This window comes from Actinomadura sediminis, from assembly GCF_042675525.1.
GTDB lineage: Bacteria > Actinomycetota > Actinomycetes > Streptosporangiales > Streptosporangiaceae > Spirillospora > Spirillospora sediminis.
In genome coordinates, this window is sequence record NZ_JBHTJA010000024.1 from 1 (window position 1) to 18,605 (window position 18,605).

An 18,605-nucleotide genomic window follows, 5' to 3' on the forward strand; every position below is an offset into this window, starting at 1 on the left:
GGCCCGGCCGGCGGGCGGGACGGGCGCGGCCCGGGCGGCGGGCCCGGCGCGGCGCCCCGGTACATGGTCGTCCTGGCCTGCGCGGCCGCGGTCTGCTACGCGTCGTTCCTGCTGGAGCACCTGTTCAGCCCGCAGCTCGACGCCGTCAACGGGTACGTCAGCGAACTGTCGGCGGCCGACCAGCCGTTCCGGTACGTCTACGGCGGCGGCGACCTGCTCACCGGCGTCATGACGCTCGCCATCGTCGCGGGCGCGCTGCGGCGGCTGCGGCGGCGCCCGCTGGCGACGGCCGGGTGGTCGTTCCTCGGGCTGTTCGGGCTGGGCGCGATCGGCGACGCCGTGTTCCCGCTCGACTGCGCGCCGAGCCTGCAGACGTCCTGCGCCCTGCGCGAACGGTCGTCGAACATCTCGTTCTCGCACGCGTTCCACTCGGTCACCAGCAGCGCCGTGATCGTCTGCGGGGTCCTCGCGCTGCTGCTGCTGTCGCTGGCCGCGCGGCGGTACGGATGGTGGCCGCCGCTGGCCCGCTGGGGCTGGCTGCTCGCGCTGATCGAGTCGGTGTTCGCCCTGGTCACGCTCGCCGCCATGTACCAGGGGCAGTGGCTCGGGATCGTGCAGCGCTTCCAGATCGGGATCCTGTGCCTCGGCCTGCTGACGATCGCGTGGGCCCTGCACGCGGACCGCGCGGCGGCACGGGGCGCCCGTCCGGAGGGCCCGCGATGAGCGAGATCGTGAACGTGGGGCGGGAGCGGGTCCACGTCGTGCGCTCCGGGCCGGTGGACGGGCCGCCGCTGCTCCTCGACTCGGGGCTCGGCGGCGCCTGGTTCGACTGGGACGCCGTGGTGGCGCTGCTCCGGGAGACGTACCGGGTGACGGTGTTCGACCGCCCCGGCCTCGGCGCGAGCCCCGCCGCGGCGGCCGCGCCGTCGCTGCGCCGGGACGTCGCGCTGACGGCAGCGCTCGCGGACCGCGCGGCGGACGGGCCGGTCACGATCGTCGCGCACTCGATGGCGGCGTTCCACGCGGAGGCGCTGGCGCGCGTCCGTCCCGGCCTGATCCGGGGGCTGGTGCTGGTCGACCCGAGCCACGAGCACGGCGCACGCGCGAGGGTGCGGCCGTCGGCCGTCCTGACGCCCGCCTTCATGGGCGCCGGGCGGCTGCTGGAGCTGTCCGGCGCGGCCGGGGTGCTCGGCCCGTGGGGACGGCGCGCGTTGCTGCGCCGCACCAGCCGCGCGGGCGACCCGGCCCCGGACGCGGCCGTCCGGTCGGTGTACGGGCGCGGGACGGTCCTCGGCACCGTCCTCGCGGAGAACCTCGCCTACCGGGAGATGGCCGCGGACCTCACCGCTCTGCGCGCGCGCCGAGCGTTCCCGCCCATCCCCTTGATCGTGTTGACGGCCTTGGGCGACGTCCGGCTCGCCGCGTGCAGGCGCGCATGGTCGGACGGGCACGCCGTTCTGGCCGCGATGTCCCCACAGGGGCGGCAGGTAAAGCTCCCGGAGGCACGCCACATGATCCACCTGGACCGTCCGGACGCCGTCGCCGACGCGATCGACGCGACGTTCGCCCCCCGGGCCGCGCACGAGGAGCCCGCGTGAGGCGCGCGGGACGCGCCGTCGCGGCGCTGCTGCTGATCGTCGCGCTCTCCGGGTGCGAGGCGATGCAGCGGATCTCCGAGGGCGCCTACCGGAACGCCGTGAGCGACGGGACGGCCGAGGAACTGCGGGCGCGCGGCGTCGAGCTGGAGCGCCGTCCCGACTGCGAACTTCCGGAGACGGGTTCGGACGCGCTCGTCCGCGTGCACTGTACGACGCGGACGCGGACGGGCGAGCCCGTCACCGTGCGGGGCGTCGCACACGACGCCGACACCCCGGACCCGCGCGAGCTTTACGTCGTGTCCGTCGGCGGCCGTGAGATCTTCCGCACGGACTGCCTCGGCCACGATTGCGGCTAGCGGCGGCCCAAAAGATCCGCATACGGCGAGGAAAAACCGACCACTCACCGCATACGGCACCGTACGCAGGGCGATATCGGCTCCGTGGAGATGACTCGGAAGAAGGCCGCGATCGCGGGGGCGGCCGTCGCCGCCCTCCTGGTGCTGGGCGGGGTCGCCGCCGCCGCGATCGTGCTGCTGACCGGCGGCAAGGAACTGCCCTACCAGACTCAGGCGCAGATGCGGGAGGCGATGCCGGCCATGGCCGCCGCCGAACTGGAGCGGCGCGGCGTGACCTTGGCGGGGCCGCTGACCTGCGAAGGCGTGCCGGGCTGGACGGAGCAGCGGCTGCGCGTCTCCTGCACGGGGACCACCGCCGACAAGAAACCGGTCAAGGTCGTCGGCAGCGGGCAGATGGAGACGCAGGACTCCTACTACACGATCCTCGTGGACGGGCGGCCGCTCGTGGAGAACGTCTCCTGCATCGGCGACGACTGCCGGAAGGGCGATTCGGGCTGACCGGAAACCGTGCGCGCCGAACCGCCGGGACGCGAGTGAAGAACGCCACTCCGGGCGCCGGTCGGCGAGATGGGTGAATTAACGTCCTACCATGCGATGAGCTGCATCATCGCAGAGCACCGCATTCCGCGCCGGTGTTCTCTCACCCGTCTGGAGCGACCATGTCCGGCAGCACGTCCGGCAGGGGGGAGCCGTCGCGCCCGGCACCGGCCCGCCGCGCGGGGACGGTCCGGACGGTCCGCCCGCTGCCGATCGCCGTCGACACCATGGGCGGCGACCACGCCCCCGAGGAGATCATCGCGGGCGCCGTCGACGCGGTGCGCGAGCACGACGTCCGGCTCGTCCTGGTCGGCCGGGCGCCGCGGATCCGCCGCGAGCTCGACCGGCACGGGGTCATCGGGGAGATCCCCATCGTGCACGCCGACGAGGCCCTCGACATGGGCGAGGGCGCGCTCGCGAGCTGGCGCAAGCCCCGCTCGTCCATCGCGATCGCCTGCCACCTGATCAAGCAGGGCCGGGCGTCGGCGCTGGTGTCGGCGGGCGGCACCGCCGGGGTGGTGGCGACGTCCCGGCTGCGGCTGAAGGGGCAGCAGGGGGTGATGCGGCCCGCGATCGCGGTGACGCTGCCCACCCGGCCCAACCCCACGATCCTGCTGGACGCCGGCGCGACCGCCGACGTGAAACCCGAGGGCCTCGTGCAGTTCGCGGCGCTCGGCACCGCGTACGCGCAGGTGCTGCTCGGCACCGAACGTCCCCGGGTGGGGCTCCTCACCATCGGGGAGGAGCCGGGGAAGGGCAACAAGCTCGCCAAGCGCGCGCACGAGCTGCTCGCGAGCGGCAACCACGGCATCGAGTTCGCCGGGAACGTGGAGGGCCACGACCTGCTGCGCGGCGACGTCGACGTCATCGTCACCGACGGGTTCACCGGCAACGTCGCGCTGAAGACGATGGAGGGCACGATCCGGACGGCGTTCGCGGAGATCCGCGGCGCGATGACGTCCAGCGCCGCCGCCCGGATGGGGGCGCTGCTGCAGCGCCGCCGCCTGCAGGGCCTGCGCGACCGGCTCGACCCCGACACCTACGGCGGCGGCGTCCTGCTGGGCCTGAACGGGACGGTCGTGATCGCGCACGGCGCGTCCCGGGCCCGCGCGATCACGTCGGCGTGCGAGCTGGCGCACCGGCTCGCCGCGGGCCGCATCGTGGAGCGGATCCGCGAGCAGGTGTCGCTCACCCGCACCCACCGGTTCGGCCGCTGGACGCACGGCACCGGCGACGACCGGCACCCCGAGCGGACGGACGGGACGCCCCCGGAACCGGCCGACATCGCGCCCGAGCCGCGCCCCACCGAGGAGACCGCGCCGGACGGGCTCGAACTGCCCGGCGGCAAACCGTAGCCGCGGCCTGCGGGGAACCACCGCCGGGTTCGGCGGAATACCATGACGAGGCCGTGGCGCCGCGCCGATAACCTTGGTGCATGCCCGATCCGCAACTCGTACTCGCCGCCCGCGTCCAGGCCGCGCTCGCCGCCGCCTTCGGACCGTCCCACGCGGACGACGACCCGGTCATCCGGCCGTCGCAGTTCGCCGACCTTCAGGCCAACGTGGCGCTGCCGATGGCCAAGAAGCTGGGCCGCAAGCCGCGAGACGTGGCGAACGAGATCGTCGCGAACCTCGACGTCGCCGACGTCGTGTCGAAGGTCGAGGTCAGCGGGCCCGGGTTCGTCAACCTGACGCTCGCCGACGGGTGGATCGCCGCCGAGGCCCAGCGCGCCCTGGAGGACCCGCGGCTCGCCGTCCCCGAGGCCGAGCGGCCGCAGAAGGTCGTCGTCGAGTACTCCTCGCCGAACGTGGCGAAGGAGATGCACGTCGGGCACCTGCGGACCACGATCGTCGGCGACGCCATCGCCCGGATCCTGGAGTTCCTCGGGCACGACGTCGTCCGCGACAACCACGTCGGCGACTGGGGCACCCCGTTCGGGATGCTGATCGAGCACCTGCTCGACCTCGGTGAGGACGCCGCCGCGCGCGGCGACTCGTCCGTCAGCGACCTCACCGCCTTCTACCAGGCCGCGCGGCAGAAGTTCGACGCCGATCCCGCGTTCGCCGAGCGGTCCCGCAACCGGGTGGTCGCGCTCCAGGCCGGCGACCCGGAGACCCTGCGGCTCTGGCAGGTCCTCGTGGACGTGTCCAAGCGGTACTTCAACGCCGTCTACACGCGGCTCGGCGTCACCCTCACCGACGACGACATCAAGGGCGAGAGCTTCTACAACGACCTCCTCGCCCCGACCGTCGCCGAACTGGAGGACAAGGGCATCGCGGTCGTCAGCGACGGCGCGCTGTGCGCGTTCCCGCCCGGGTTCACCGGCCGCGAGGGCGAGCCCCTCCCGGTGATCATCCGCAAGAGCGACGGCGGCTACAACTACTCCACCACCGACCTCGCGACCGTCCGGTACCGGGTCGACACCGAGCACGTCGACCGGATGATCTACGTGGTGGGCGCCCCGCAGGCGCTGCACTTCCAGATGATGTTCGCCGTCGCCCGGATGGCCGGCTGGCTCGGCGACGAGGTCGAGGCGGAGCACGCGCAGATCGGCAACGTCCTCGGCACCGACGGCAAGATCCTGAAGACGCGTGCGGGCGGCACCGTCAAGCTCGCCGAGCTGCTCGACGAGGCCGTCGAGCGGGCCGGGGCCGCGTTCGACCAGATCGAGCACGTCGAGGAGTTCGACGACGCGGCCCGCGCGCGGATCGTCGAGGCCGTCGGGATGGGCGCCGTCAAGTACGCCGACCTGTCGGTCGCGCGCGACAGCGAGTACATCTTCGACTTCGACCGGATGATCTCGTTCAACGGGAAGACCGGCCCGTACCTGCAGTACGCCGCCGCCCGGATCCGGTCGATCTTCCGCAGGGGCGGCGTCGCGCCGGAGGACGCGACCGGCCCGATCGTCCTCGGCGACCCGGCCGAGCGGGCGCTCGCGCTGACGCTGCTCGGCTTCGGCGCCGCGCTGGAGCAGGCGGGCGCGACCGCCGAGCCGCACAAGCTCGCGACGTACGTGTACTCGGTCGCCGACGCCTACACCACGTTCTACGAGAACTGCCCGGTGCTGAAGGCTCCCGACGACGCCACGAAGGCGTCCCGCCTGGCCCTGTGCGCCGCGACGCTCCGCACGCTCGAGACCGGCCTGCACCTCCTCGGCGTCCCCACCCCGGAACGCATGTAGGAGCACTCTCGAAGTCCCGGGCGGCCGGAAGGCCGCCCGGACTGAACCGGCGCAGCCGATGGCGGCGAACGCGGGCGCCCCATGCCCGGACGCGGCCGCACGCCCGGACGCGGTCACGCGGCCCCGACACGGTCATTCCAAAGCCCGCGCACGAACCGAAGCCGGGCGCGGGCCGCCCGGTGCGGGGCGGTCGTCCCGAGGCCGGGCGCGGTCAGCCGCCGGCCGGGGCGGCCGTCCGTTCCCGCGCGGCCTGTTCCCGGACGGACGGGACGATCTCGAGCGCGAACAGCGCGAGGTGTTCCGGGGCCCCCGCGAACAGGAACGTGTCGACGCCGTGGCCCACGGCCAGTTCGGTGAGCTCGTGGATCCACTGGCGCGGCGGGCCGTGCAGGAAGCCGCGCGACTCGCGCGCGATCCTCCCTTCGAGGACGTACCCGCGCCGCACGTCGGACGGGTCGCGCCCGGCGCGGGCGGCGGCGTCGTCGATGCGGCGGCGCGCGTCGGCGAGGCGTTTCGGCGGGACGCGCCCGGACCGGGCGAGCCAGCCGTCGGCGACGCGGCCGGTCAGGTCGAGGCCGCGGGGCCCGTCCGTGCCGAGCCAGACCGGGATCTGCCGCTCGGGGGCCGGGCCCGCCTGCGGCGCCGCGAACCGGTAGTGCGCGCCGCCGAAGACGAGGCCGCCCTGGTCGCTCCACTGCAGGCGCACCACCTGGACGGCCTCCTCCAGCGCGCCGGGGGCGGACGAACCGGAGCGGAACGGGCCGCCGAACGCCTCGGCGCCGGCCGCGGACGCGCCGGCGCCGAGGCCGAGTTCGGCGCGGCCGCCGCTGAACCGGTCCATGGTCGCGATCGCCTTGGCGAGGGCGGCGGGCGGGCGCAGCGGCAGGCACGCCACGGCGGGCATGACCCGGATCCGCGAGGTGACGGCCAGCGCGGACGCCAGCACGGTGAGCGCGTCGGCGGTGCCGCGCCGGTACGGCTCGTCGCGGACCCCGAGCAGGTCGAGGCCGAACCGGTCGGCGTCCTGCGCGGTGCGGATCAGCGGGTCGGCGCAGTCCGGGACGAGCGACACCCCGAACCGCAGCGGGCGCCGCGTCACTGCAGGTAGCCTTCGACCTCGTCCGGCGGCCGCACGCCGGCGTCGTCGGGGTTCTCGCCCGCGTCGAGCCGTGCGCGGCGGCGGCGGAGCAGGTCCCAGCACTGGTCGAGCGCGACCTCGAGGTCCTGCAGCCGCCGCTGCTCCTCCGCGCGGCTCAGCTCGCCGCGCTGCATGCGTTCGCGCAGGGCCTGCTCCTCGCCGACGAAATCGCCGATGCGGGCGAGGATGTCCTCATCCTTCATCGGTCAGCGCCCGCGGCCGAGCCCGTTGCCGGTGAGGCCGCTGAGGAACCCGCCGGGTCCCGACCGCGGCTCGGCGAACGGCGCGGCGGGCGGCGCGGTGGCGACGGCGGACCGGGCGGCGGCGACGGCGCGCGCGGCCGGGCTGCTCGCTGATCCGGACCCCTTGGCGGCGGTCGCGCGGGACGGCGCGCTCCGGCGGGCCGTCGAGGCGCGCGGGGCGCTCTTCTTCGCGGTGCCCGCCTTGGTGCCCGCCTTCGCGGTGCCCGGCTTGGTGCCCGCCTTCGCGGTGCTCGACCTGGACGTGCCCGACTTGGTGGTGCTCGACCGGGACGGGCTCACCCGGGCCGTCGTGGTCGACCGGGAGCGCGACGACGCCGCCGACGTCGACTTGCGGGCCGTCCCCGACTTGGCGGTCGTGCTCTTGCGGGCCGTGGTCCCCGTCTTCTTGGCCGCGGACGACGCCTTGGCGCCCTCCTTGGTGATCTCCTTCGCCGCCGCGTCCATCGCCTTGGCGGCGTCGGTCATCGCCTTGGTCGCGGTCGTCATCGCCTTGGTCATCGCCGTCATGGCCTTCGCCGACGACGACGCCTTCGTGGCGACCGACTTCATCTGGGTGGCGGCCGCCTTCGCCTCCGACGCGGCCTTGGTCACCCGCGTCGCGGCGGCGGACGACGAGCGGCTCGTCGCCGCGCTCGTCCGCGACGCGGGCTTCTTCGCGGTGGAGGCCTTCGCGGTGGAGGCCTTCGACGTGGACGCCTTCGCGCCCGTGGATTTCGAGGTGGCGGTTCTGGTCGACTTGGTCGCCCTTGTCTTGGCAGGCATGCGATCTCCCCCCTGTGATCGGGAGATCTATTCCACCGTTCGTGACGCTCTACACACTCTGCGTCATTCGGCTTTCACACCCCAACCGGGTGCCAGACCGTCTTGGTCTCCAGAAACGCCGTCATCCGGGCGGTTCCCGGCTCCGCACCCCAGTCGGATTCGTCCGGACGGACCACCCGCTTGAGGTTCCCGGCGGCCTTCTCCTCCAGGTCCGCGGCCGCGTCCGCCGGGACGCCCGCGAGGTCGATCGCGTTGACGTCCATGTGGGACGCGAGCCACGGCGCGAGCTCGTCGCGGCGCCCGGTGAGGACGTTGACGACGCCGCCGGGCAGGTCGGACGTCGCGAGCACCTCGGCGAACGTGATCGCCGGAAGCGGCGCCGGTTCGGACGCGACGACGACCGCCGTGTTCCCGGACACGATCGCGGGCGCGACCGTCGAGACGAGCCCGAGCAGCGGCGAGTCGGGGGCGAGCACGCCGACGACGCCGGTCGGTTCGGGCGTCGAGAAGTTGAAGAACGGCCCCGCCACCGGGTTCGCGGACCCGGCGACGGCGGCGAGCTTGTCGGCCCACCCCGCGTACCAGACCCACCGGTCGACGGCCGCGTCCACCTCGGCGGACGCCGCGGCCTTCGCCAGCCCGGCGGTGCGGAGCTCGTCCGCGAACTGGGCGCGGCGGCCCTCCAGCATCTCCGCGATCCGGTACAGGATCTGGCCGCGGTTGTAGGGGGTGCGGCCGGACCAGCCGCCGAACGCCTTGCGGGCGGCGGCGACGGCGTCGCGGACGTCCTTGCGGGAGGCGTGCGAGGCGTTCGCGACGAACCGCCCCTTGGCGTCGGTGACCACGTACGACCTGCCGGACTCCGATCGGGGGAAGGCGCCGTTGATGTAGAGCTTGTAGGTCTTGCGCACGCTGAGCCGCTCAGACATCGAGATACGCCTCCAGTCCGTGGCGTCCGCCCTCGCGGCCGAACCCCGATTCCTTGTAGCCGCCGAACGGGGAGGCCGGGTCGAACTTGTTGAAGGTGTTCGCCCACACCACGCCCGCCCGCAGGCGCTGCGCCGTCCAGAGGATCTGCGAGCCCTTCTCCGTCCAGATCCCGGCCGACAGCCCGTACGGCGTGTTGTTCGCCTTCGTGACGGCCTCGTCCGGCGTGCGGAACGTCAGCACCGACAGGACGGGCCCGAAGATCTCCTCCCGCGCGATGCGGTGCGACTGCGCGACGCCGGTGAACACGGTCGGCGCGAACCAGAAGCCGCGGTCGGGCAGGTCGCACGGCGGCGACCAGCGGGTCGCGCCCTCCTGCTCGCCGGACGCCGACAGCTCGCGGATCCGCGCGAGCTGGGCGGCCGAGTTCACGGCCCCGACGTCGGTGTTCTTGTCGAGCGGGTCCCCGACGCGGAGCGTCGCCATCCGCGCCTTGAGCCGGTCGAGCAGCTCATCGGCGATCGACTCCTGCACGAGCAGCCGCGACCCCGCGCAGCACACGTGCCCCTGGTTGAAGAAGATCCCGTTGACGATGCCCTCGACGGCCTGGTCGAGCGCCGCGTCGGCGTACACGATGTTCGCGGCCTTGCCGCCGAGTTCGAGCGTCGGCTTCTTGCGCGTCCCGGCGACCGTCCGCGCGATCTCCTTGCCGACCTCGGTGGACCCGGTGAACGCGACCTTGTCGACGCCGTCGTGGGCGACGAGCGCGCGGCCGGTGGCGCCCGCGCCCGTCACGATGTTGACGACGCCCGGGGGCAGCTCGGCCTGCCGGCAGATGTCGGCGAACAGCAGCGCGGTCAGCGGCGTCGTCTCCGCGGGCTTCAGCACCACGGTGTTCCCGCAGGCCAGCGCGGGGGCGATCTTCCACGCGAGCATCAGCAGCGGGAAGTTCCACGGGATGACCTGCGCCGCGACGCCCAGCGGCCGCGGGTCCGTCCCGAACCCCGCGTGCCGCAGCTTGTCGGCCCAGCCCGCGTAGTAGAAGAAGTGCGCCGCGACCAGCGGCACGTCGACGTCCCGGGACTCCCGGATCGGCTTGCCGTTGTCGATCGACTCCAGCACCGCCAGCTCCCGCGACCGTTCCTGGACGATCCGGGCGATCCGGTACAGGTACTTGGCGCGTTCGGCGCCCGGCATCGGGCCCCACACCTTGTCGAACGCCTTCCGCGCGGCCCGCACGGCCCGGTCGACGTCGCCCTCGTCGGCGCACGCGACCTCGGCGAGCACGGTCTCGTCCGCCGGGTTGATCGTCTTGAAGGGCTCGCCGCCGCCGCGCGTGAACGCGCCGTCCACGAAGAGCCCGTACGACTCGCGGATGCCGACGACCGACGCCGACTCGGGCGCAGGCGCGTACTCGAAAACCATGTCTAGTCCAGGGTGAAGTAGTCGGGACCGGAGTACACCCCGGTGGCGAGCTTGCGGCGCTGCATCAGCAGATCGTTCAGCACGCTGGACGCGCCCAGCCGGAACCACTCGGGCGTCAGCCAGTCGGGCCCGGCCGTCTCGTTCACCAGCACCAGGTACTTGATCGCGTCCTTGGTGGTGCGGATCCCGCCCGCGGGCTTCACCCCGACCTGCCGTCCGGTCGCGGCGCGGAAGTCGCGGACGGCCTCCAGCATCACGAGCGTGACCGGCAGCGTCGCCGCCGGGGACACCTTGCCCGTCGAGGTCTTGATGAAGTCGCCCCCGGCGCGCATCGCCAGCCAGGACGCGCGCCGCACGTTGTCGAGCGTCGCCAGCTCGCCCGTCTCCAGGATCACCTTCAGGTGCGCGGACCCGCACGCCTCCTTCACGGCGGCGATCTCGTCGGACACCTTCGCGTAGTCGCCCGCGAGGAACGCGCCCCGGTCGATCACCATGTCGATCTCGGCGGCCCCGGCCGCGACCGCCGCCCGCGTGTCGGCGAGCTTCGCCTCCAGCGGCGCCCGCCCGGACGGGAACGACGTCGCGACGCTCGCGACGCCGATGCCCGTGCCGTCCAGCGCCCGCACCGCGACGTCCACGAGGTCGGAGTAGACGCACACCGCCGCGACCTTCGGCACGTCCGGATCGTCCGGGTCCGGGCGGGCGGCCTTCGCGCACAGCGCCCGCACCTTCCCGGGCGTGTCCGCGCCCTCCAGCGTGGTGAGGTCCACCATCGAGATCGCGAGGTCGATCGCCGCGGCCTTCGCCGACGTCTTGATCGACCGGCCCGCGAGCCGCGCGGCCCGTTCCTCGGCCCCGACCCGGTCGACGCCGGGAAGCCCGTGCAGGAAGGCGCGCAGCTCGGCGGCGCCGGTAAGAGTCTCCGTTGACACTCCCTCAGCATCGCCGAAGTAAGTCACCGGCACAAAACACGCACGTCACGACTTCCACCCGCCCCAGGCGGGGCCGGAGCTCACTCCCGGTCGAAGACCTCGTCCGCGGTCGTCGCCAGAACGGCCCGCACGAGCCACTCGTCCAGCTGCTCGGGATCTCCGCAGCCCTCGATCCGAGCCCGCTGCCGCTCGTCCACGGCGACCCCGCGTGTCTCCAGAACCCGCAGCACCGCCTCGGCCTTCCCCTCGGCCTTCCCCTCGACCTTCCCCTTGGAGTTGGCATCGCGGAGGAACTCGGAGTAGTACCTGGATTCGCTCATCATCTTCATTTCCAGAGCCTCCCGTGCAGCCCTGGGAAGGACCGCGATCACATTGTTATAGTCCCGCTGGGTGCGCGCATCGCCACGTGCCTGCCGCACCACGCGGCGACCTTCGGGTCGGGCGAGATGACCAGCAGGATGGTCGGGCAGCGCTGCCGGCTGCGCAGCGTGGCCAGGTACAGCGAGCATGGGAGACCACCGGAACAGTTCCGCGGTGACGTCGTGCTCCCGAGTCGTTGACATCAGGGAAAACTATCCGCATCCATACGACTACTTACCGCGAGTGGGCGAGAATAGTCCCATGCCCCGAACGGACTAGACGACTGGTCCACGCCCGCGCGCGAGGTGGCGGGCGTGGCGGCCGAGGCGCGGGGCGGTCACGAGAGTTTCCAGAGGGTGAGCGAGCTGGTCGGGTCGTCGCCGTCGGAGTTGCCCATGGCGAGGGTCTTGCCGTCCGGGCTGAACGCCACCGTCTTGAAGATGGCGCCGCCGCGCCCGTTCCGGGCGGTCTCGCGGCGGGCGGGCACGTCCCATACGCGGACCCAGCCGTCGCCGCCGCCGGTGGCGAGCCTCCGGCCGTCCCGGCTGAACGCGACCGACCAGACCGCGCCCTCGTGGCCGTCGAGGGTGCCGGCGACGCGGCGGCGGGCCACGTCCCACAACCGGACGGGACCGGCGTTGTCGCCGGCGGCCAGGGTCCTGCCGTCCGGGCTGAACGCCACCGCGAGGACGGCGTCGACGTCGTCGTCGAGGGTGGCGGTGGTACGGCGCGTGGCGACGTCCCACAGCCGGACGGTGCCGTCCCGGCTGCCGGTCGCCAGCGTCCGGCCGTCCGGGGCGAACGCCACCCCCGAGACCGAGCCGCGATGGCCGGTGAGGACGGCGGTCGCGCGGGCCGCGGCGACGTCCCACAGGCGGGCGGACTGGTCGCTGCCGGAGGTCGCGATGGTCCTGCCGTCCGGGGCGAACGCCACCTCCGAGACGGTGCCGATATGGCCCTCGAGATCGGCGACGCGGCGGCCGGTGGACGCGTTCCACACCTGGACGCGGTCGCCCGCCGCGGCGGCGAGAAGCCGGCCGTCCGGGCTGAAGGCCACCGCCTCCACGCGCGCTCCGACCGGGCCGTTGAAGGAAACGTCGGATTCGCGGCCGGTCGCCGTCTCCCACAGCCTGACCCTGCTGCCGCTCGCGGTCGCGAGGTACCGGCCGTCCGGCCTGAACGCCACCGAGGCGATGTGGTCGTCGTAGTCGTTGAAGGTCGGGAAGGTCTCGGGCGGGCCCTCCTCCAGCAGGAGCGCCGTGGTCACGCCGACGAGGACCGCGGCCCCGAGACCGGCGAGGAGAACGGTGCGCCGCCCGACCGGTACGGGCGCGGACGTGGGGACCGTCGCTCGGGGGTCGAGGGGCGCCCGGTCCGCCGCGGGCATTCGCGCCGTGTCCCCGTGGGGCGTGGTCGCGGTGTCCGCCGGACGAACGGCCCGCGTCCGGGGCTCGGGACCGCGCAGCCGCCCGGCGACGGACGCGGCGTCCGGCGGCCGGTCGCCGGGGAGCTTGGCCAGCAGTTCCAGCACCAGCGCGTCCAGGTGACCGGGGACGTCCGGCCGCAGCGTCCTCGGTGGCGCCGGGGGCTTCTCGAGGTGCTGGTAGAGGACGGCGCCGACGTTCGAGCCCGCCTCGACCCACGTGGCGCCGGTGAGCAGCTCGTACAGGACGCATCCGAAGGCGTACAGGTCGGTGCGGTGGTCCACCGGTTCGCCCCGGATCTGCTCGGGGGCCATGTACAGCGGCGTCCCGGCCGACGCGCCGGTCGCGGTGATCTTGGTGGCGTCGGAGAGGCGGGCGATCCCGAAGTCGCACACCTTCACCCGTCCGTCGTCCAGCAGGAAGAGGTTGGCCGGTTTGACGTCGCGGTGCACCACGCCGACCCGATGGGCGGCGCCGAGCGCGTCGGCGACCTGCGCGCCCAGCTCGGCCGCCCGCCCGGCCGGCAGGCCGGGCGGGCGAGTCGGCGAGCACCCGGCGCAGGTCGCGGCCGACCATCAGCTCCATCACCAGGAACAGCCGGCGCTCGGGCCCGTCGTCGTGCTCGCCGATGTCGTGGACGGTGGTGATGCCCGGATGGTCCACCGTCGCGGCGACCTCGGCCTCCCGCCGGAACCGGGCCACCGCGGTCGGCTCGGCCACGCTCGCCGGGTGCAGGAGCTTCACCGCGACCGGGCGGCGCAGCCGCAGGTCGAACCCGCGCCACACCTCGCCCATCCCGCCCCGGCCCAGCGGTTCCTCCAGGCGGTACCGGCCGGCCAGCTCCGTCGTCCGCCGCACCATCGCCTCCAGCCCCGCCGCTCCCGCCACATCCCACCAGGAATCGGCGGTCGGGGCCAGAGGTGCCGGACGTGCGCGGACCGGCCCGGGCCGTCCGGGCCGGTCTCGGGGCACGGTCAGTCGAGCGCGGCCTCGATCATGCCGGGCGCGTAGGAACCCGCCGGAGTCCGGACCATCACGTTCATCCGGTTCGCGGCGTTGATCATCGCGATCAGGACGACCAGCGTGCCCGTCTGGTCGTCGTCGAAGTGCTCCCGCACCCGCGCCCACGTCTCGTCCGACACCCCGTCGTGGGCGTCGGCGAGCCGGGCGCCCTCCTCGGCCAGCGCCAGCGCCGCCCGCTCCGCCTCGGTGAACACCGTCGCCTCCCGCCACGCCGCGACCAGGTGCAGCCGGACGGCGTCCTCTCCGGCGGCCGTCGCCTCCTTGGTGTGGATGTCGATGCACATCGCGCAGCCGTTGATCTGGCTGACGCGCAGCATCACCAGTTCCCGCAGGGCCTTCGGCAGCGACGACTCCTCGAGGACCGTGCCCGCGGCGTGCATCCGCTTGGCGAACTTCGCGGCGGTGGGGCTGTCGAACAGGTTGAAACGGGCCTCCATGACATGCTCCTCACTCGTGGACGTGCGCGCCGCGCGGTGCGTCCGCGCGGCGTCCCGACGACCACGAGATGCCGGCGGCCCGCTCCCCGTGACAAGGCCGCGATGTGACGTACGCCACCGCCCGGGGGTGTCACGAACCGGCGGCGACCGGCACCTTGTGGGTGCACGACGAACGCCGAAACGGGCAGGAGCCGACCATGAGCGACACGCACGCCGACGAACCGCTCCCCCACCGCACGGACGCGGCCACCGAGGCGTTCGTCGCCCACCGCAACCTGCTGTTCACCGTCGCCTACGAGATGCTCGGCTCCGCCGCCGACGCCGAGGACGTCCTGCAGGAGACGTGGCTGCGCTGGGCGGACGTCGACCTCGGCACCGTGCGGGAGCCCCGCGCGTACCTGGTCCGGATCACCACCCGCCAGGCGCTCGTCCGGCTGCGCACCCTCCGCCGCCGCAAGGAGTCCTACATCGGCACCTGGCTGCCCGAACCCCTGCTGACCTCGCCGGACGTGGCCGAGGACGTCGAGCTCGCCGACAGCGTCTCGATGGCGATGCTGCTGGTGCTGGAAACCCTCGGCCCGACCGAGCGCGCGGTGTTCGTGCTGCGCGAGGTGTTCGACCTCGGCTACGACGAGATCGCCGAGGCCGTCGGCAAGAACCCGGCCGCCGTCCGCCAGATCGCCCACCGGGCCCGCGCGCACGTCGCCGCCCGCCGCCCGCGCACCGACGTCTCCCCCGCCGAGAGCCGCGCGGCGATCGAGGCGTTCCAGCGCGCCCTCGAGACCGGCGACCTGCAGAACTTCGTCGACATGCTCGCCCCGGACGTCGTCCTGCTCGGCGACGGCGGCGGCGTCCGGCGGGCCGTGGTGCGGCCGGTCGTGGGGGCCTCCAAGGTGGCCCGCCTCCTCGCCGCCGGGCTGCCCAGGGTCCACGGCAAGGTCACCGTGGAGCCGGTGCAGATCAACGGAGGCCCCGCGCTGATCATCCGCATCGACGGCGAGATCGACAACGTCCTCGCGGTGCGGGTCGACGACGGCCTGATCAGCGGCCTCTACATCGTCCGCAACCCCGAGAAGCTGTCCCGCATCGGCCGGGAGACCCCCGTGGCGCGCTGACCCGCGCGGCTCAGCGGACCGGCCGGGACGGGTCGCGGCCGATGAAGCCGAGCAGCCGGGTCTGCACGTCCGCGTCGGCGGGCACCTCGACGCGGGGACCGTACTGGCCGGACGACCGGAGGACGTCCTCGATCGGTTCCATGCCGCCGAGGAGCTCGGCGCAGAAGGCCGGGTCGAGCCGCTCGTCCTGGCCCGTGGCCCTCGCGAGATCCCAGGTGTGCATGAACACGTCGGCGGTGTAGAACCGGTCGATCGCGGTCGCCAGCGGCAGGCTGCCGATGTGCGGGTTGGTGAGCTTCCGGTGCTCGGTCTCCGGGTCGTCCAGCACCTCCTGCACCGCGTCGCGGTGGACCCGCCACGCGGCGACCGGGTCGTCGTCGGCCGACGGTCCCCGCCGCAGTTCGATGCCCGCGCCGGACGCCAGGAAGCCGGGGAACCACTCGGTCAGGTGACGCACGACGTCGCGCGCGGTCCAGCCCTCGACCGGCGCGGGCGCGTCCCACGCGCGGGTCCCGCGGACGCGTTCGGTGAACAGGCCCGCGACCTGCCGGTGCCGTTCGGCCGGGAGTTCAGGCAGTGCCATCGTCGAGCATCCTCTCCAGCTTGGCGTATCCCTCGTCGACCCCGACGTCCATGCCGCTCCGCAGCAGCGCGTCGCGGGTCTCGAAGCCGTCGACGAGCGACTGCGTGCGCAGCCGCGTCCGTCCGTCAGGGCCTCGAACCACAGCGTCTCCAGCGCGACCCGGTCGGGATCGCCCTCGTACGTGAACGTCTGCACGATGCGGTCGGGCCGGATCTCGTGGAAGCTCCCGTAGAACCGGTACTCGACGCCGTCGTACTCCGAGGCGTACCGCCAGCTCCCGCCGGTGCGCGCGTCCCACTGCTCGATCCGGGTGCTCGTCGAGTCGGGCCCCACCCACCGGGCGAACAGGACGGGATCGGTGTGGGCGCGCAGCAGCCGTTCGGGCGTCGCCGCGAAGTCACGGGACGTCCGGATCATCGGCAGGTCCGGCACGGCCTCGATGACCGTCTCCATGGTCGTCCCCCTCCATCTCCGCCAGGACGGCGTCGAGTCGCCGGTAGCGCTCCTCGACACGGCGCCGGTGACGCTCGATCCAGGTGTCCATCAGGTCGAGGGCCCGGACCTCCAGGCGCACCGCCCGGGGCTGCGGCCCCCGCGGCCGGCTGACCAGCCCGGCGTCCTCGAGCACCCGCAGGTGCTTGTAGACGGCCTGCACCGACATCCGGTACGGCTCCGCCAGCTCGGCGACGGTCGCGTCGCCCGCCGAGAGGCGGGCCACCATGTCGAGCCGGGTCGGGTCCGCGAGCGCGGCGAAGACCCGGGGCAGCGTGTCCACGGTCATCCTGCGGCTTTCAACTCGTTGGTTTAAAGAACGTAGGCCGTGCGCCCCGCGCCCGTCAACCACCGGGTTGAAAGCTCACCGGGATCGGCGGGAGCGGGCCGCCTCCGCGCAAGACGATGGGACGCCGTCACCCGAGGGGCGTCGCCGTCCACTTCGACTCGTCGGGCCCCAGGAACGTGACGCGGCGAAAGAGGCCGGGGAGCCCCCCGGTGGCGTCGAGGCGCTTCAGCAGGTCCGCGCCTCGCGCGTCCAGCTTGACGTCGATTCCTCCGGCGTCGTAGACGTTGAGGATCCGGCTCCTCGCGGCAGTGCCGGGGTCGCCCTGCGGGCCGTCGTGCGGGAGGCCGGAGTCGAACGCGGCGTGCCCGTCGACGGTCGTGTTGGCGTCCCGTTCGGCCTGCCGGCGGCTGACCTCGGTGGACGTGCCCGCGCTGATCGTCAGCCCGCCGTCTCCGGCATCGAGCATGAACGTGGTGTCCGTCCCCCCGTCCGCGACCCACACTCGCCAGATCCTCAATCCGTCCGGCAGGCCCTCGACGCGCACCGGGAACTTCACGGGCCCGGTGCCGCCGAACCGTACCCCCTCCGCGATCCGGCGGACGGTCGGGACGTCAGCGATGCGCCGATCGTTGACCTGCAGCCTCGCCCATGCGTCGTCGCGGTACTCGAAGCGGAACTCGGCGGGAATCTGCTCCGAGCCGGAATCGCCGGGCTTGATCAGCCAGTCGGCGCGACGACCGTTGACCGGCTCGGCCTTCGTGAGCGTTCCCCTGCGGGCGCCCGGCAGCATGGGGGCGCCCGGCTCCACGCCGGGGCGCAGCAGTGTCAGGGTGATGCCCCCGCCGCCCGGACCGCGCCCGGCCGTCACCTCGAACACGCCGCCCACGGGCGCACCGGTGACCCGGGTCCGCATGTATCCCTCCGGGAGCCAGCCGAACCGTGCCATCTCCTGCAGGATGTTCGGGTACTTCACCGGCTCGACGACACGGGGGCGGTCGGTGTCGTCCGGGCGGGCGGCCTGCCCCACCGGGACGGCGGCGGCCGCGGCGAGGCCGGTGGCCGCGAGGACGGCCGTCCAGCGCCGCCCGCGCCGGACGCGGCGTCCCTTCGCGATCGCCGCCGAAGCGTCCACCGTGGTGTCCGGGCCGGGGCTCTCCGCGATCTCCGCGAGCCGCTCCCTGATCATCGCTCCCCCTTCGCGATCGGCTGCTCCAGCGTCCGGCGCAGGGCGTCGAGGCCGCGGGACGTCTGGCTCTTGACGGTGCCGGCGGTGCAGCCGAGGACGGACGCGGTCTGTTCGACCGACAGGTCGCAGTAGAAGCGCAGCACCACGGCGGCCCGCTGGCGCGGGGGCAGCGCGGCCAGCGCGCTCCGCAGGTCCAGATCGGACGCGTGGTCCGCCGCGGCGACCGTCCCGTCCGGCGTCTCCGGGGTGACGCGGACGCGCTTCCACCAGCCGCCGCGCTGCTCGGCGAGGTAGCCGCGGACCAGGACGGTCCGGGCGTAGCCGTCGAGGTTGTCCGCCCTCGACGCGCGGCGCCAGTTCACGTAGAGCCGGGTGACCGCCGTCTGCACCAGGTCGTCGGCGCGGTGCCAGTCCTGGCACAGCAGGTACGCGACCCGGCGGAGCCACGGGGTCCGGGCCGTGACGTACGCCGTGAACTCGTCGTCGCGGGCGCTTCTCGACTTCTCCACACCTGACTGATGCGCCCGGCGCCCCGAAGGGTTGCACGGGTTCGGACATTGACGGCGAGTCAGGAGAC

At 73.7% G+C, this 18,605-nt stretch carries 20 protein-coding genes and 1 pseudogene; 7 read left to right on the forward strand and 14 right to left on the reverse strand.

What is annotated here, in order from left to right; translation table 11 throughout:
• The 6 genes from ACFQ11_RS14730 to argS all read left to right on the forward strand — a co-directional run.
• Positions 1 to 723 (forward strand): DUF998 domain-containing protein (locus tag ACFQ11_RS14730; RefSeq protein ID WP_378298868.1); only part of this gene is annotated, 723 nt, incomplete at its 5' end.
• Complete coding sequence (locus ACFQ11_RS14735; RefSeq protein ID WP_378298869.1) at positions 720 to 1,598, forward strand: alpha/beta fold hydrolase; 879 nt, start codon at positions 720 to 722, stop codon at positions 1,596 to 1,598. The genes ACFQ11_RS14730 and ACFQ11_RS14735, both read left to right, overlap by 4 nt.
• Positions 1,595 to 1,954, forward strand: coding sequence for a hypothetical protein (locus tag ACFQ11_RS14740; RefSeq protein WP_378298870.1), 360 nt, complete (start codon positions 1,595 to 1,597; stop codon positions 1,952 to 1,954). Before ACFQ11_RS14735 ends, ACFQ11_RS14740 begins: the two co-directional genes overlap by 4 nt.
• A 90-nt stretch (positions 1,955 to 2,044) precedes the next feature.
• The gene (locus ACFQ11_RS14745) at positions 2,045 to 2,452 is read left to right on the forward strand and encodes a hypothetical protein (protein ID WP_378298927.1); all 408 of its coding nucleotides are present in this window, start codon (positions 2,045 to 2,047) and stop codon (positions 2,450 to 2,452) included.
• 161 nt (positions 2,453 to 2,613) lie between these two features.
• Positions 2,614 to 3,846 carry a phosphate acyltransferase PlsX gene (gene plsX, locus ACFQ11_RS14750; protein WP_378298871.1) on the forward strand — a complete coding sequence of 411 codons (1,233 nt, stop codon included), beginning with the start codon at positions 2,614 to 2,616 and terminating at the stop codon, positions 3,844 to 3,846.
• An 80-nt stretch (positions 3,847 to 3,926) separates the two neighbouring features.
• Complete coding sequence (gene argS, locus ACFQ11_RS14755; RefSeq protein ID WP_378298872.1) at positions 3,927 to 5,672, forward strand: arginine--tRNA ligase; 1,746 nt, start codon at positions 3,927 to 3,929, stop codon at positions 5,670 to 5,672.
• A gap of 211 nt (positions 5,673 to 5,883) precedes the next feature.
• On the opposite strand, the gene ACFQ11_RS14760 is transcribed toward argS, so the two are convergent.
• From ACFQ11_RS14760 to ACFQ11_RS14805, 10 genes and pseudogenes are all read right to left on the reverse strand, one after another.
• The gene (locus ACFQ11_RS14760) at positions 5,884 to 6,771 is read right to left on the reverse strand and encodes an LLM class flavin-dependent oxidoreductase (protein ID WP_378298873.1); all 888 of its coding nucleotides are present in this window, start codon (positions 6,769 to 6,771) and stop codon (positions 5,884 to 5,886) included.
• A complete protein-coding gene (locus ACFQ11_RS14765; protein WP_378298874.1) occupies positions 6,768 to 7,013 on the reverse strand; it encodes a DUF2630 family protein in 246 nt (81 codons plus the stop codon). The genes ACFQ11_RS14760 and ACFQ11_RS14765 overlap by 4 nt, the downstream gene beginning before the upstream one ends.
• A 3-nt stretch (positions 7,014 to 7,016) precedes the next feature.
• A complete protein-coding gene (locus ACFQ11_RS14770; RefSeq protein WP_378298875.1) occupies positions 7,017 to 7,835 on the reverse strand; it encodes a hypothetical protein in 819 nt (272 codons plus the stop codon).
• A gap of 74 nt (positions 7,836 to 7,909) precedes the next feature.
• A complete protein-coding gene (locus ACFQ11_RS14775; protein WP_378298876.1) occupies positions 7,910 to 8,764 on the reverse strand; it encodes an aldehyde dehydrogenase family protein in 855 nt (284 codons plus the stop codon).
• Positions 8,757 to 10,187 carry an aldehyde dehydrogenase family protein gene (locus tag ACFQ11_RS14780; RefSeq protein WP_378298877.1) on the reverse strand — a complete coding sequence of 477 codons (1,431 nt, stop codon included), beginning with the start codon at positions 10,185 to 10,187 and terminating at the stop codon, positions 8,757 to 8,759. Before ACFQ11_RS14780 ends, ACFQ11_RS14775 begins: the two co-directional genes overlap by 8 nt.
• Before the next feature lie 2 nt (positions 10,188 to 10,189).
• Positions 10,190 to 11,119, reverse strand: coding sequence for a deoxyribose-phosphate aldolase (gene deoC, locus ACFQ11_RS14785; protein ID WP_378298878.1), 930 nt, complete (start codon positions 11,117 to 11,119; stop codon positions 10,190 to 10,192).
• Between the two features lie 80 nt (positions 11,120 to 11,199).
• Complete coding sequence (locus ACFQ11_RS14790) at positions 11,200 to 11,439, reverse strand: hypothetical protein (RefSeq protein WP_378298879.1); 240 nt, start codon at positions 11,437 to 11,439, stop codon at positions 11,200 to 11,202.
• Between the two features lie 377 nt (positions 11,440 to 11,816).
• Positions 11,817 to 13,430 (reverse strand): WD40 repeat domain-containing serine/threonine protein kinase, encoded by a 1,614-nt coding sequence (locus tag ACFQ11_RS14795; RefSeq protein ID WP_378298928.1) that lies wholly within the window; start codon positions 13,428 to 13,430, stop codon positions 11,817 to 11,819.
• Positions 13,431 to 13,452: 22 nt separating this feature from the next.
• Positions 13,453 to 13,764 (reverse strand): annotated as a pseudogene (locus ACFQ11_RS14800) (protein kinase domain-containing protein); the annotation flags it as partial.
• Positions 13,765 to 13,877: 113 nt separating this feature from the next.
• Positions 13,878 to 14,363, reverse strand: a complete 486-nt coding sequence (locus ACFQ11_RS14805; RefSeq protein ID WP_378298880.1) for a carboxymuconolactone decarboxylase family protein — start codon at positions 14,361 to 14,363, stop codon at positions 13,878 to 13,880.
• A 197-nt stretch (positions 14,364 to 14,560) separates the two neighbouring features.
• On the opposite strand from ACFQ11_RS14805, the gene ACFQ11_RS14810 reads away from it, so the two are divergent.
• Positions 14,561 to 15,478 carry an RNA polymerase sigma-70 factor gene (locus ACFQ11_RS14810; protein ID WP_378298881.1) on the forward strand — a complete coding sequence of 306 codons (918 nt, stop codon included), beginning with the start codon at positions 14,561 to 14,563 and terminating at the stop codon, positions 15,476 to 15,478.
• 10 nt (positions 15,479 to 15,488) lie between these two features.
• On the opposite strand, the gene ACFQ11_RS14815 is transcribed toward ACFQ11_RS14810, so the two are convergent.
• The 4 genes from ACFQ11_RS14815 to ACFQ11_RS14830 all read right to left on the reverse strand — a co-directional run bounded on the left by ACFQ11_RS14815 (position 15,489) and on the right by ACFQ11_RS14830 (position 18,537).
• Positions 15,489 to 16,514, reverse strand: coding sequence for a TIGR03086 family metal-binding protein (locus ACFQ11_RS14815; protein ID WP_378298882.1), 1,026 nt, complete (start codon positions 16,512 to 16,514; stop codon positions 15,489 to 15,491).
• Positions 16,459 to 16,842, reverse strand: a complete 384-nt coding sequence (locus ACFQ11_RS14820; RefSeq protein WP_378298883.1) for an ArsR/SmtB family transcription factor — start codon at positions 16,840 to 16,842, stop codon at positions 16,459 to 16,461. The genes ACFQ11_RS14815 and ACFQ11_RS14820 overlap by 56 nt, the downstream gene beginning before the upstream one ends.
• A gap of 127 nt (positions 16,843 to 16,969) precedes the next feature.
• Complete coding sequence (locus tag ACFQ11_RS14825) at positions 16,970 to 18,028, reverse strand: hypothetical protein (RefSeq protein ID WP_378298884.1); 1,059 nt, start codon at positions 18,026 to 18,028, stop codon at positions 16,970 to 16,972.
• Positions 18,025 to 18,537 carry a SigE family RNA polymerase sigma factor gene (locus ACFQ11_RS14830; protein WP_378298885.1) on the reverse strand — a complete coding sequence of 171 codons (513 nt, stop codon included), beginning with the start codon at positions 18,535 to 18,537 and terminating at the stop codon, positions 18,025 to 18,027. Before ACFQ11_RS14830 ends, ACFQ11_RS14825 begins: the two co-directional genes overlap by 4 nt.
• Positions 18,538 to 18,605 lie beyond the last annotated feature (68 nt).

What these genes read in the sequence shown, in the direction of transcription:
- argS (WP_378298872.1), top strand. Translation starts at nt 3,927, where the DNA reads ATGCCCGATCCGCAACTCGTACTCGCCGCCCGCGTCCAGGCCGCGCTC.
- ACFQ11_RS14815 (WP_378298882.1), bottom strand. Translation starts at nt 16,514, where the DNA reads ATGGAGACGGTCATCGAGGCCGTGCCGGACCTGCCGATGATCCGGACG.
- ACFQ11_RS14820 (WP_378298883.1), bottom strand. Translation starts at nt 16,842, where the DNA reads ATGACCGTGGACACGCTGCCCCGGGTCTTCGCCGCGCTCGCGGACCCG.
- ACFQ11_RS14770 (WP_378298875.1), bottom strand. Translation starts at nt 7,835, where the DNA reads ATGCCTGCCAAGACAAGGGCGACCAAGTCGACCAGAACCGCCACCTCG.
- ACFQ11_RS14790 (WP_378298879.1), bottom strand. Translation starts at nt 11,439, where the DNA reads ATGAGCGAATCCAGGTACTACTCCGAGTTCCTCCGCGATGCCAACTCC.
- plsX (WP_378298871.1), top strand. Translation starts at nt 2,614, where the DNA reads ATGTCCGGCAGCACGTCCGGCAGGGGGGAGCCGTCGCGCCCGGCACCG.
- ACFQ11_RS14780 (WP_378298877.1), bottom strand. Translation starts at nt 10,187, where the DNA reads ATGGTTTTCGAGTACGCGCCTGCGCCCGAGTCGGCGTCGGTCGTCGGC.
- ACFQ11_RS14775 (WP_378298876.1), bottom strand. Translation starts at nt 8,764, where the DNA reads ATGTCTGAGCGGCTCAGCGTGCGCAAGACCTACAAGCTCTACATCAAC.
- ACFQ11_RS14745 (WP_378298927.1), top strand. Translation starts at nt 2,045, where the DNA reads ATGACTCGGAAGAAGGCCGCGATCGCGGGGGCGGCCGTCGCCGCCCTC.
- ACFQ11_RS14805 (WP_378298880.1), bottom strand. Translation starts at nt 14,363, where the DNA reads ATGGAGGCCCGTTTCAACCTGTTCGACAGCCCCACCGCCGCGAAGTTC.
- ACFQ11_RS14825 (WP_378298884.1), bottom strand. Translation starts at nt 18,028, where the DNA reads ATGATCAGGGAGCGGCTCGCGGAGATCGCGGAGAGCCCCGGCCCGGAC.
- ACFQ11_RS14735 (WP_378298869.1), top strand. Translation starts at nt 720, where the DNA reads ATGAGCGAGATCGTGAACGTGGGGCGGGAGCGGGTCCACGTCGTGCGC.
- ACFQ11_RS14810 (WP_378298881.1), top strand. Translation starts at nt 14,561, where the DNA reads ATGAGCGACACGCACGCCGACGAACCGCTCCCCCACCGCACGGACGCG.
- ACFQ11_RS14765 (WP_378298874.1), bottom strand. Translation starts at nt 7,013, where the DNA reads ATGAAGGATGAGGACATCCTCGCCCGCATCGGCGATTTCGTCGGCGAG.